The sequence below is a fragment of the Candidatus Kryptoniota bacterium genome, assembly GCA_036567965.1.
In the GTDB taxonomy this organism is placed as follows: Bacteria; Bacteroidota; Ignavibacteria; order Kryptoniales; family JAKASW01; genus JAKASW01.
Genome location: DATCTN010000011.1, coordinates 1 through 13521, shown reverse-complemented (window position 1 = coordinate 13521; position 13521 = coordinate 1). Strand labels below are relative to the sequence as shown.

Annotated in this window: 10 protein-coding genes; 6 read left to right on the top strand and 4 right to left on the bottom strand. The window is 49.5% G+C overall.

All coding sequences use genetic code 11. The features are described 5' to 3' along the window. Nucleotides 1-400: 400 nt before the first annotated feature. The 3 genes from VIS48_04175 to VIS48_04165 form a co-directional block, all read right to left on the bottom strand. Nucleotides 401-2215, bottom strand: a complete 1815-nt coding sequence (locus tag VIS48_04175; GenBank protein HEY9165339.1) for a PDZ domain-containing protein — start codon at nt 2213-2215, stop codon at nt 401-403. A gap of 301 nt (nt 2216-2516) precedes the next feature. After that, nucleotides 2517-3656 (bottom strand): glycoside hydrolase family 130 protein, encoded by a 1140-nt coding sequence (locus VIS48_04170; GenBank protein ID HEY9165338.1) that lies wholly within the window; start codon nt 3654-3656, stop codon nt 2517-2519. 316 nt (nt 3657-3972) lie between these two features. After that, complete coding sequence (locus VIS48_04165) at nt 3973-6927, bottom strand: TIM-barrel domain-containing protein (GenBank protein ID HEY9165337.1); 2955 nt, start codon at nt 6925-6927, stop codon at nt 3973-3975. A 595-nt stretch (nt 6928-7522) separates the two neighbouring features. Here VIS48_04165 and VIS48_04160 point away from each other — a divergent pair. From VIS48_04160 to VIS48_04135, 6 genes are all read left to right on the top strand, one after another. Further along, entirely contained in the window at nt 7523-7735 is a 213-nt protein-coding gene (locus VIS48_04160; GenBank protein HEY9165336.1) for a hypothetical protein, read from the top strand. Between the two features lie 250 nt (nt 7736-7985). After that, on the top strand, nt 7986-8747 hold the full coding sequence (locus VIS48_04155) for a DUF1080 domain-containing protein (GenBank protein ID HEY9165335.1): 762 nt from the start codon (nt 7986-7988) through the stop codon (nt 8745-8747). 29 nt (nt 8748-8776) lie between these two features. Next, nucleotides 8777-9625 carry a sugar phosphate isomerase/epimerase gene (locus VIS48_04150; GenBank protein ID HEY9165334.1) on the top strand — a complete coding sequence of 283 codons (849 nt, stop codon included), beginning with the start codon at nt 8777-8779 and terminating at the stop codon, nt 9623-9625. Between the two features lie 25 nt (nt 9626-9650). Then, nucleotides 9651-10967, top strand: coding sequence for a Gfo/Idh/MocA family oxidoreductase (locus VIS48_04145; protein HEY9165333.1), 1317 nt, complete (start codon nt 9651-9653; stop codon nt 10965-10967). A 41-nt stretch (nt 10968-11008) separates the two neighbouring features. Further along, a complete protein-coding gene (locus VIS48_04140; GenBank protein ID HEY9165332.1) occupies nt 11009-11893 on the top strand; it encodes an alpha/beta hydrolase in 885 nt (294 codons plus the stop codon). An 81-nt stretch (nt 11894-11974) separates the two neighbouring features. Then, nucleotides 11975-13027 carry a Gfo/Idh/MocA family oxidoreductase gene (locus tag VIS48_04135; protein ID HEY9165331.1) on the top strand — a complete coding sequence of 351 codons (1053 nt, stop codon included), beginning with the start codon at nt 11975-11977 and terminating at the stop codon, nt 13025-13027. Here VIS48_04135 and VIS48_04130 read toward each other — a convergent pair. Then, nucleotides 12985-13521 (bottom strand): hypothetical protein (locus VIS48_04130; protein ID HEY9165330.1); only part of this gene is annotated, 537 nt, incomplete at its 5' end. The two genes, VIS48_04135 and VIS48_04130, sit on opposite strands and share 43 nt — an antisense overlap.

The window sequence follows — 13521 nt, the reverse complement described above, 5'->3', positions numbered from 1 at the left end:
CACAACAGAGGGGCGGATCAGTTTTTGATCGGCAGTACTCCCAACCCATCCTCCCAAAGCACGCGGTCAGAACTTGGTAGCGCAGCTAGTATCCCGCCCCGCAGGAGACCTAAAGCATGGTGGATGAAACTAAATGACATTGACCTCCCGCTGAAAAGTGATCCAAATTAAATTCTTTCAAAAGTGCCCCTCCCAATAACGAATGCGTCAATTTTGTTTATAAATTTTCCGCGGTCGGAGAAGCCTTCCGGGCTCTCGAACTCTGTCAGCCAGTGGAAGTTAACCAACCTTTCTCGCAATGAAGCCTTCAAAGCTTGTGGCTATACAGACCATAGTGTGCATTTATCAATCCATAAAGTGGAAAGTCAAGGAGGAGCATGGTGTCCGCGATTTTTGTTCCCTACAGCGTTCCTGCAATCCAGAGCTTCAGCATTTCCTGCTGACGGAGAGTAGGGTTCGGAATTTCATCCAAGTCCACCTTTACCAGTTCATATGAAGTGAGATGAACCGTGGTCTGCTCCGGCTTAGCATCACGGAGATACTGAATGACGAGACTGTCTCCCAGCGTTTTGCCCGCAATGATTTCACGAAACTGGTCTGCACTTCCAATTTGTTGACCGTCGACCGCCAAAATATCATCGCCGGTCCGGAGGCCGGCGCGCCACCAGGCCGTCGGAACACCGTAGATATAGATTCGCACATGACCATCATGCAACTGCGTGAACGCATAAACTCGAAGATCCGGTTGAGGTTTCCCTGCTGAGTCTTTCGCTACCACGCGGTTTATAACAGCGCGCAACCCGATGCTGTTCAGGTATGGTTCAAGGTTCAGCGGATGTATGCCCCATATATGGTCCTGAAAAAACTGATGCAAGTCGCAACCGCAAACTTGACTCGAAGTCTCCTCGAGATCCTTATTTGTGAACCCTACCGACCTGGTATACTTCTCAAACATCGCCTTCATCACGTCATCCAGTCCTCTGCGCATATGGGACGAATCACGAAGGGCAATGTCCAGCAATTGTCCGAAAAGCATGCCCTGCGTGTAATAGCTTGCAGTGTAGCCGCTGTCTGCCGGGTCAGGATGATTGACGGTCAGGCTTGCATGTTCCGGGGACATCCGGGAATTGCCCGCGCTCTGGTAGTACGACGCAATATTGTTCTCAAAGCTCCGGACGTATTCCGCAGTGTCAAGGATTCCCGTCTGCCGCAATATCTTGTTCGCGTAGTAGATCGTGACTCCTTCAGACCACCACAAGACCGGCGTAGGAGTTGTCTCCTTGTAGGTGATCTTGGTCTGTTCTTTTGGACGAATGCTAACGAGATTCCAGGTGTGGAAGAACTCGTGCGCAATTTCTTCGTCAAAGGCGTGCGGGTTGTTCGCCAGCTGCGAACTCTCCGCACCAAGAGACAGAGAATTAAGGTGCTCGAGAGCATCGTCAGCGCCATCTTGAATAAGAAACCAATATTCCCGGTATGGAGCACGTTTGAATATCGCCATTGCTGCCCGCACGATCTTTTCAATGTCGTCCACGAATACACTTGTGTCGAATGGTACAGTCCCATGCAAAGGCAAATACACTGCGTGATGAGGAATGTCATCGACGAAAAAGGTCCATTCATGAAATTTTCCTAAAAGGATCGGAGAGTCGACAAGCTGATCCACATTGGATGCGGAATACGCATTCAAACTGCCTTCCGATGAGAGACCGGTAGCTGCCCGCCAACTCGCAGGAATCACCAATGTTACAGTGGAGCGGGCATCTTCGCATCCAACGATGTACAGAAATGTCTGCACTCCACCGATGAGTCCCCCTGTTTCACGAAGGAACAAGCGCCAGCTTCCGCGCCTTGGGCTAGTTTCTTTCGTCATTTCAAATCGGTAATGGACAACAACGTCGGGTTTTCGCACGACCGCCCTCCAAAGAGCGCTGTCTTCACGCACGATGGGAACGATCTCTCCATCACATTCCACCGTCAGATCTCTTAGATTCTTCCAGAAGAATTCGTTGTACTCAGGATGTTGAGCGAAGGCAAGCCATAATGTGTCGGGCGCGTCATGAATTTTCATGTCGACGCGGAAGCCGGACAGATTCGCGGAGTCGATGGTGACCGTGTAATGGATAATCGGCTTGGCAGCCTGGCATCGTTCAACCAGGAACACGAACGCAATGAGTGGGAAGAGCACGGCGACCTTTTTGATATGCTTTTTCATGCCCGATCTACTCTCACTTTAATTCATACAACATATTCCTCTTAGTTTAAGGTCCGCCGGTGACAGCTAATGGCAATCTACCCCTGCTCAGAAATCTTGCATATCCCATTTCGCAAAAGGGTTGCCCCGCCTTGACGCTCTAAATAGTGCCTGTATGTCTTCAAAGTCAATCGGACCCTATTGCTCCTCGATCGGAACGATGACTCGAACTTTCTGACGTTCAAAATCCGGGCTGTTATGCCAGGATTGGCAAGACGAAGGGTTTTTCTGAACATGGCGCAGCACTAAGCCGGAAAAAGTTCTATTCCGCAATAGCGACATTCACTCGCGAATCGGCGGCGCCATAGTAGAGATACCACCTCCCTTTGAATCGCACCAGCCCTTCGACGAACGTCGTCCCCGCTTTGTACTGGCCTGTGAGCTCGTCCACGAGCGTGGGCTTGAGTATGGGTCCACAAGTGCGCGCGATGACTTTCCAGGGCCTGGCGCGATCAAACAACAGCTCGCCAACCGAGTACCTTCCCTTTGCGAGCGATGGAGATGCGTTTTCACCCCATGCATTCTCGCCATTGTACAGCAGAACGATCCCATCTTTTGTTATCACCGCGGGAGGTCCGCATTCAGCTATCTGGCTGTCGTACATCTTCGGCCTTGGAGAGACGACATTCATCAGCCTCCCGGCGCTGTCAAGCATGGGCGTCCAATGAACCAGGTTGTTGGAATAGGCTATATGGATGAAGTGATCACCCCAGTACATCCAGTATTTCCCGTCTATCTTCGTCGCAACTTGTACGTCCCCATTGAACATCGTGACTATCGCTCCCGACTTGGACCACGTGTCAAGGAACCGTCCGCCATAGGCCCTCGCAAACGCGGGCCCACGTTTCTTCCATTGATATAGATCGCGCGACGTGGCGACGCTTAACCTGGCTACCTTCAAGTTCCAGCTCGTGTACGTCATCATATAGAGGCCATCTTCCGTCTGCACGACACGCGGGTCCTCACACCCGCCCGGATAATCGTAGTGGAAAAAAACGCCACTGTCCGGGTAAAGCACGGGTTCTTTGTATTTCGTGAAGTGTATCCCATCTTCGCTTACCGCCACTCCGATCGTCGACGTCCGGCGCCCTATGCCGGCCCCCGGGTTGTCTTCACACCTGTACAGCAAATAGATCTCGCCGTTCCTGACGATTGCCGCCGGGTTGAAGACGTCAGCCGCCTGCCATCTGATAGTGTCTCTAGTCACCGGTGAGACGAAAACAAGCGTGGAATCAGGCTTCAGCACCGGATTGCCCGCAGGTCTCACAAACGGACCTATGACCCATCTGTCCGACCCATTGGCTAGACCCAAGATGAGAAAGCCGAGGAGAATAACGTAGTAATAATTTCTCAAGCTGGTCCTTAAAGAATCCGGAGGCTTGCGATCATAACGACCTGCCAACTGCAGTGCACCTTATGAATCAAGCCGGTTTTTGTTAAGTTTGATTTAGAATTCATCCCGCAAGGCGGCCATCAACCGCATTTAGTTAATCCTCTTCATTAACATTTAAACAGAATTCTTTACTCTCCCTAGAAAAGCCAATGGCTTGTCCACTTGAATTTGAAGACATACACTCTTAACCTTCAAAGTTTACCGGACGGGAATAGGTGAGAAAATCAGATCTGACTTTATCTCACCAAGCATTTGACAAAGACATCTTATTATTTCAACAGCCTCCTGATGCTGAAACCTGTTCGAGGCCAAGTATCCTCCTCAGCTAGAGTTTTATTTTTGTCTCATCGCCCTTGTACAAAACCGTTCTATCCGGCTTCGCCTCGGCGTCGATTCCAGCACCATGATTCTGTTTCACTAGTACAACATTGAAAGTCCTTTCCTGAACCATGCCGTCGAATTCACCATTACGTTCGCCAATTGTTAAAGTCTTTGACTTTTCGTCCCAGGAGAACCGGATGGTTGCCTTTTTTCCTTTTTCATAATTGAAATTGTCGTTTTCGTCTTCATAAAGAGTGAACATCCCGTCCGCACCGGAGTAGATTCTCAATTCGATTGGATCGTTTTTCTCAGAGGCATATTGCTCATAGGGGCCCATAGGTATTATCGACCCAGCCCTCACAAATAAAGGTATGATATCGATCGGAGCCGGAGTCTCGATTGTTCTTCCTCCGGCATTCTTACTCCCTGTCCAGAAATCGTACCATCCGCCTTTGTCCTCAGGCAAGTAAACCTTGCGGCTCATTGCTTTCGGTTCGGTTACCGAGTTCACGAGAAATGCAGTCCCGAACATGAACTGGTCGGCAATATTCAAAATGTTTCTGTCAGTCCTGAAATCCATTATCAACGGACGCATGATAGTGTAATTATCAAACGTTACCATCGCGCCGAGCGAATAAATGTAAGGCATCAACCTGTATCTCAGATTATCCGTTTTCACTAATTGCTTCTCAGAGTCCTCACCGCCGCGCCAGAGCTCCGTCTGCCTGCATCCGTGCACACGGAAGATCGGACAGAACGCTCCATACTGGAACCATCTCGTGAGCAGCTCGCGATAGTCGGCGCTGTTCAGGTCGGCCCCGGGGACAAAACCGCCAATGTCCGTCGTCCAGTAAGGCACACCGGTAATTGCGAAATTGAGCCCCGCCGCAATTTGTATTCTGTACGTTGTCCAGTCATAGCCAATATCGCCGGACCATGAAGTCACTGCATATCTCTGTTGGCCCGGAAATGCAGACCGCGTTAAGATAAAAGGACGTTTCGTTGATTCAGTGGAGCGCTGTCCCTCATACACGCCCGTCATTGACATGAGCGCATAGCAGTTCAAGTAACGCTCGCCGGTCCCCAGGTAAGTACGAGCCCTGGAAAAATCATAGTTCCATTCAGGCTCCGTCGCATCGAGCCACCATGCATCAACTCCCAATGAGAACAACCTGTCATTTATGAACTGCCAGTACATTTTACGCGCACTTGGATTGAAGGCGTCGTAAACCGCGTTGGTAGTGACATCTTCGAGTGCAACTCCTTCGTTCCCCGCCGCAGATGTCTTTTGCAAACCTAACATATATCCCTTTGGTTCGAGCATTTTGTAAGTGTCGGTCTTGCTATTAAAACGCGGCCACACAGAAATCATGAAATGACTGTTCATGTCATGCACAGCTGTTATCATGCTGACAGGATCGGGATACCTGGCGGAATCGAAACGGCTTGATCCCCATTCATTATCCGGCCATTGCTTCCAATACGTGCCGTCCTGCACGATGCAATCAAAAGGAATGTTCCTTTCGCGATGGCCTTTCGCGACATCAATGATTTCTTTCTGATCGTTCCACGCCATATGGGACAGGAACAAACCGTAAGCCCACTTCGGATAAAGCGGTGCCCTTCCGGTCAATTCACGCATCGCGCCTACGATCCGATCGCTCTCCGGACCATATAGTAAATAGTAATCTATGTCATCTGCGACCAGAGATTTCCAGACTGTCTCTTCCGCCTGAGCCGGATGACGATAATAAATGTGAACGTCCTTCGATAGTTCGTCATCTTCTTTTCCTGAAGTTCCGATGTCCCATCCCAATTTTACAGATGCACCACCGAATGCTTCGAAGTATTCAACCTTTATATCATACTCCTTGCCGGCAACGAGTTTCAGTTTATACTCATCTGTCGTGGATCCACGCTCAACCCAGCCGTTGGTTACCATTTGTCCATCGACATAAAGCCGTGCGCCATCGTCGGATGTGACTGTCAGAGTGCAACTGTCGATTGTCTTCGGAGCGCTCAGTTTCCCAGTCCATCGAACCGAGAAATTGTCCGTCGGGAATCCCATCGCTGGTGAACCGCTCCCCCAATCGAAGTCAACCTTCGGATCGACTCTTACAAATGATGGAGTTCCCTCCAGATTTCTGTTGGCGAAATATTCGCCTTTGAGACCGTGTCCACCTGGACTGCCGTCACCGGGCGCTAGGTACCGATCGGGAATGGCAGGTGTCAGTCTTTTGTCATGGCAGATTAGTTCAACAGTATATTCCCTGTTGGCTTCGAGGTCAACTTTAGCAACACTGGACGACACATGAACGCCTGTGTCGTGTCTGTATATGGTTTGGTTTCCGACTTTCAATTCGATGGCGTTGACATTGTTTCTTTCAATATCGAAAATGTAAGTGCCTTTCTCCTTTGTCTTGAGCATTGCCGACAGACTGTTCCCATCGAAGTTCATATCAATCTTCGTCAGGTCGGGGTTGAATTCGGTGTAGGAAGTATTATCCCAAAACAATCCGTATCCTTTGTTTGAAATAACTACAGGCATTGCGATCGTTGTGTTTCTTTGCTTGAGCCGCGCATATACATTCCTCCAGTTCATTATTCCATCCTGGAACTGACCCAATCCATAAAGCGCTTCATCTTCCGGAGACATGAATTTCTGTTCTGCTGTCCAGGTGTCTTCGCCGGCGATATTTGCAGCAATCATACTCTTGCCATTTGCCGGTTCTTCAAGAAGAAGCTTTCCCTTCCTGTCATAAAACGCGATGGCGCCGGTTGTCTTATTGACCTTCACCTTTATTGCTCTTGTATTCATAGTTACAAATGATTTATCACCACCGACTTTGTAATGCACCGGCAGCCACTCTTTTTTTATCACGGATACACTTTCGCGTGTTGAGAAACTGTCGCTCGGAGTATAGACGACCCTTATGATGTCATCGGATAAGACTTGCAATTTCAGTTTACCCCGCACCAACTCAAAGATTACACCATCTGTCTTTTTTTGGTAGCTCTTGATACGGAATGAATTGCTTTTATCCCTAGTATCCCCCGGATTTGGTCGAGCTTGCGCTGTTAAGGCAAAAATGAGGAGGATCCGCATGATCCTGCACAGAGGAACGATTATTTTTTCCATGTCACTCTGCTATTGGTGTTAGTTAAACTGGAAAACAAGTTCTCAACAAATCGATTACGTTTCAAGGACAGAGGGGTGCGCGACAAGAATCGATAACGTTCAAAAAGTTGTGTGCTATCATTTAGAACTTGCCGGTGTTATCCTTCATAGCACCCCGGACGGAAACAGATGAGAAATTAAGGGATGATTATGAGTAGATTAGGATGGAAGCCAACTAAGAACCGTTTTTCTCTGAGTCCTTGAACGGTCGCCACCATTGAAGTTAGAAGATTTGACCCCTTTGCTCCTCGGAACACGCCAATGTGCGACAGTGAACTCGTTCTACGATTACCTGTGGCTGTATTCAGAACGGCACACGGCAAAAGCGGCTTGACGCTTGAAATGAGAAGAATTAGAGACTATTTGAACATTAGTAATGATTGCCTGGAAAGGCTGCGGAAAACTTTCCCGACCTCTATTAGCTCCGCAAGAGTCTCAAAGGAGTGATAACGAAGAAGTACTCCCAACATTCTGGGGAGATAATTTCATTACGTTGTTTCCAGATGAAAAGAAAACTAAAGAAGCAAGATTTGCAAAGCAGGACTTAGGGGGCCCGGAAATTTCTGTTGTCATTGATAATAGTAGGTAACTAGGAACTGACGGACACATGAACAACATTTCAAAACTTACCCGCCGTGAATTCATAAAACTCGGCGGTCTTTCTGATTTGGACCGCTGCCGGATTTGCAGCTCAGTTGCTCCAGTCATCGTTGAATTGTACATTGATAGGGAGAATAGAATTGGAAAAGCAATTTACGATTCGCGGGGTCTCTCCGCTGGCAGGCTGCCTGTCTCAATTCGTCCCACTATTCCACCCACCGGTCTGAGGAGACACACAGATGCTTGTCATCAGGTCGTTAGTTAATGTGTCTGTCCTGTTCCTCTTCCTCACATTTCTCTCTTTGGGTCAACAAGCGACACACGAGGTCAATGCTTCGAACACGCTCACCGAAAAGGAACTGAAAGAAGGCTGGAAGCTTCTGTTTGACGGAAAAACCACCAATGGTTGGCGTGGGGCATATCGCGATACGTTTCCTGAGAAAGGGTGGGAGGTGCGCGACGGCATGCTCATCGTCGAGGCTTCAGGAGGAGGCGAGGCAGCGAACGGCGGCGATATTGTGACTGTGGATGAATACAGTAGTTTTGATTTGATGGTGGATTTCAAACTCACCGAAGGCGCCAACAGCGGAATCAAGTACTTCGTTACCGAAAAACAGAAAAAGAGCCCTGGTTCCGCTATCGGCCTCGAATACCAGTTGCTCGATGATGCCAGGCATCCGGACGCAAAACTCGGTCTCAACGGCAATCGGACGCTCGCGTCGTTGTACGACCTCTTTCCGGCGGTCAACAAACATCCGAACCCCATAGGTGCCTGGAACACCGCACGAATCCTGGTCAAGGGAATGCGTGTGGAGCACTGGCTCAATGGGATAAAGGTTCTCGAATATGAGCGCGGTGGAAAGGAATTCCTGGCTCATAAAGCAGAAAGTAAATTCAAGGATATGCCGGATTTCGGCATCGCCGCAAAGGGACACATCCTGCTTCAAGATCACGGGTATCAGGTATTCTTCCGCAATGTGAAGATCCGGATTCTGCAATAAACCAGTACTTCATAATCTGAGATTCTGACATGGCAAAAGAATCACGACGCGAGTTCTTAGCGCTCGCCGGCGCCGGCGCACTGGCCGGATTCCTCCACGATGAAGCAATACCTCGCGGGAAGAATGTCGAAGACAGCCATTCTTCTCCAGTCGCATTCACCCTCGGAATTGCTTCGTACTCCTTCCGCGCATTTCCGCTTGACCAGGCTATCGCAATGACAAAAAGGCTCGGGATCAAAAAGCTCGCTCTTAAGGATGTGCACTTGCCTTTGAAGAGCAGCGACGAGGTTATTCGGGCCACAGTCGACAAGTTGAAAGCGGAAGGTATCGAGCTCTCATCGTGCGGCGTGGTCTACATGACCAACGAGGACGAAGTCAACAATGCCTTTCGATATGCAAAGGCCGCAGGGCTCTCGTACTTTGTGGGATGCCCGGACGAACCTCTCTTGAAACTCGCCGAGCGCATGGTGAAGCAGACTGGCATTGCCCTCGCTATCCATAACCACGGCCCGACGGACAATCGGTATCCTAGCCCGGAGAGCGCGTACCGGCTTATCGAGGGAATGGACAAGAGGATGGGTCTCTGCATCGATGTCGGGCACACGCGGCGACTGGGACTGGATCCAGCCCATGAAGTCGAGAGGTTCTTCGATCGTCTCCTCGATGTCCATATGAAAGATGTCAGTTCCGCAGATGCCGGCGGGACAACAGTAGAAATTGGCCGGGGGGTGATTGACATCCCAAAACTTGTGTATACCCTTGCCAGAGTCAAGTATTCGAACACGATTCACTTTGAGTATGAGAAAGACGAAAAAGATCCTCTCCCGGGTCTTGCGGAGTCCATCGGCTACGTGCGTGGTATCATCGCAACGATGTAATCAAGCTTCAAGAAGGAGAGAATAGATGAGAACGCGACGCGAGTTTCTTCGGGACGCTGCCATTGTCACAGTGGGATTGGCGTCCGGCTTGAATGCGAAAAGTTATTCTCGGATCAAAGGTGCAAATGAGCGGGTGAATTTTGCCATCATCGGTTTACACGGCCGGGGGTATGCGCACCTTGAGTCTGTCACAGCGAACCACAATGCAACCATCAGCCACGTCTGCGATGTCGACAGCAGGGAGCTCGACAAATTCTCCGTTGCCGTAGAGAACAAAACCGGTCGTGCCCCAACCCGGGTGAAAGATTTCAGAAAGCTCCTTGATTCCAACGATGTCGATGCGGTCTCGATTGCGACGCCGGAACACTGGCATACACCAATGGCGATTATGGCTTTGCAGGCGGGGAAACACGTTTACGTCGAAAAGCCGAGCAGTCACAATCCGCACGAAGGAGAGCTGTTGGTTCTGGCGCAGAAGAAGTATGGGCGACTTGTGCAAATGGGAAATCAGCAGCGTTCATCGCCGCACACCATTGAAATCATAGACCACATCAAGAACGGTCTTATCGGACGACCATATTTTGGAAAGGCATGGTACTCGAACACGCGGAAGTCCATCGGTGTTGGAAAAATCGTTCCCATCCCGGATTACCTGGACTGGCAATTGTGGCAGGGCCCGGCGCCCCGAAGGTCGTACAAAGACAATATCCATCCGTACAACTGGCATTGGTTCTGGAATTGGGGGACAGGTGAAACTCTCAACAATGGTACGCACGAAGTCGACATCTGCCGATGGGCACTTGGCGTTAACTTTCCGAAGACGGTGACGTCATCGGGAGGACGGTATCACTTCAACGATGACTGGGAATTCTACGACACGCTGGTCACCAGCTTTGAATATGACGGAAAGTTGATTACGTGGGAAGGTCTCAGTTGTCAAGGGAAGCGGTCCTATGGCAGGGATCGCGGAGCAGCCATTGAGGGAACGGAAGGTACTGTGATTATTGACAGGAGTGGATACGAAGTCTTCGGTCTGGATGACAAGAAGATTGACGAATTCAAGATCGAGAACAAGAGCACGACCCAGGATCTCACAAGCGCGGACGACATGACCGATGCTCATTTTCGGAATTTCATAAACGGCATTCGAACCGGAGAACAATTGCATTCGCCCATTGAAGAGGCGAACATCAGTGTGACGACATTGCTGCTCTCGAACATCGCTTGGAAAATGAACCGGGCGTTAACCCTTGACGTGCAGACGGGGCATATTCTAAATGACACTAAGGCAATGGAAATGTGGGGGCGCGAGTATGAAAAAGGATGGGAGCCACGTGTTTGACCTGTACACATAAAACCTCAATCGCCATGAAAAATCTATTCATGATCATTTTCCTCTGCGTATCTTTTTTTACACCTGCTGTCATCAAAGGAGAGCGGACCCTGACTGATCAGGTTGAAAACAATGACCAGGTTATCCACACGCAGGAAGTTTACAAAACAGTCGACACCCTCAAACTTAAGGTTGATATTTTTTATACACATCAATCGTTTGAAAGAGAGAATAATACAGCGATTGTTTTCTTTCATGGCGGTGGTTGGGCCTTTGGTACCCCAAGTGAATTCTTTACAACCTGTGAACGATATGCGAGAATGGGGATTGTGACGTTTTCTGTAGAGTATCGCTTGTCAATTGAAAATGGAGTAACACCCAATAAACTGATCAGCCCGATCGAATCTGTAATGGATGCGAAATCGGCTATCAGGTGGGTTCGGGAAAACGCCGGAAGTTTCCATATTGGCAAAAACAAAATAGTTGCTGCAGGTCAGTCTGCCGGAGGTCACCTGGCATTATGCACGGCGATGATTGATGATTACAATGAAAAATCAGATAACCTTAGAATAAGCTGCCGCCCGGATGCAATTCTGCTGTTTTCAGCATGTGTAAATGCAGTGGAAGGCTGGTGCGACCATCTGCTGGCTGACCGCCGGAATAAAATATGGAGTATCTCTCCAGCCCATAACATAAAGAGAGGAATGCCTCCGATGATCGAGTTCCATGGCGAGTATGATGACCAGGTTCCTATCTGGACGGTACAATCCTTTGAAAGCGCCATGAATAAGGAAGGCAATTATTTTGAACTGCACACCTATAAAGGAATGAGACACTATCTTGGAGAGGGAAACCCAAAATATTCACGCTACTTTGATGATGAAATACTTAAGCTTGCAGATAATTTTCTTCGAAAATTTAATCTCTTAGATTAATTCTCCTTCAACTTATTATTCAGCGATACGGATGGACCTTATAGGCATGGGCCGTCGTCTGTTCAAGGATCGTGCGTGACAATGGAACGAATAATCAAATTCGGAATCGTGGGCTGTGGAATGATCAGTGAATTTCACGCCGATGCCCTTGCAAAGGTGCCTGGAGCGGAGATCACTGCCTTCTGTGGCAGGAGGCTCGCCGCAGCGGAAAAGCGGGTTTCTCAGTTTGGGGGCACAGCATATTCGGATCTCGACGACTTCCTGAAGAATCCCGAAATCGATGCAGTTTCAGTCTGCACCCCTTCCGGGCTTCACATGGAAGCGGCTATTGCTGCTGCCAGGGCTAAAAAACATCTCATCATCGAGAAACCTCTTGAGGTCACCACAGACCGAATCGATCGGATTATTGCCGTCTGTCGGGAAAATGGAGTCAAACTCGCTGCAATTTTTCCCCGCAGATTCTCGGAATCAAGCCAAGCTCTGAAGAACGCGATCAGCGCGGGTCGCTTCGGAACTATCGTCCTCGCGGACGTTTATATCAAGTGGTATCGTACCCAGGAGTACTATGTACCAGGTGGGTGGCGAGGTACGTATCGTTACGATGGCGGAGGCGCCTTGATGAATCAAGGAATCCACGGCATCGACCTTCTCCAATGGCTTATGGGTGGAGTAGAGAAAGTAGCAGCGTTTTCGGCTACGAGGGCTCATACCGGTATTGAAGTCGAAGATGTGGCCGTCGCCTCGCTTCTTTTTAAATCGGGCGCCTTAGGTGTCGTTGAAGGCAGCACAGGGTCCTGGCCGGGAACAACGTTGCGCATCGAAATCTCCGGCACTGACGGATTCGTTGTAATGGAAGACGAGATCTTTCAGTCGTGGCAATTTCGCCATGATTTGCCGGACGACAAACGTATTCGATTTCGTTTTGGAAAACGGAGCGATGCTACAGACGGTGGTGCTTCATCCCCGGGCGCGATCAACAGTGAAGGGCACCGACGCCAGTTTGCGGATTTTGTTTCCGCCATCCGGAGGAACCGTCCACCGAGTATCGACGGTGCCGAAGGCCGGGCGGCAGTCGCGATTATATCAGCAATCTATCGTTCCGCAAAAGAACAACGGGCCGTTCTTGTTGAGTAATTTCCATTCTCACTTCCAACACCAGAAACACTAACAGCGACTGAAAGCACAAAGGATGGTTCGATGGAAACTGCGCAAGCGAGCCCACCGAAGAATGCCGGTGTTTTCGATGGTGTAGCAGCTATCATTGGCTTGTCTTTTTCATAGCCGCTGCAATGGGTTGAATACAACGAATCCACGGGCGAGTTGTCCATTGACGCTACATATCCCGTATCTACCACTCCGCTTTCGTGGTGTTCGATGGTGGCGAGTGTGAAGTCGGTCCCGGCTTCGTATTCATCAGACGTCCACGAAGTACCATAATTATGAAGCGCGTCAGAAATAATCGTCCTGGATTCCGGAGTCAGCTGTACGAGATCCATATTAGTAATATGATCCGTCAGATCGTCGTACCCCCCGTCGGTGTGACGGTGATTGTCGATCGGTACCGAAGATAGACTGTCCTGCTGTCTAAGTCCTTTAGCTGCTTTCCGCCCGCCTGTGGAGAAATGGCT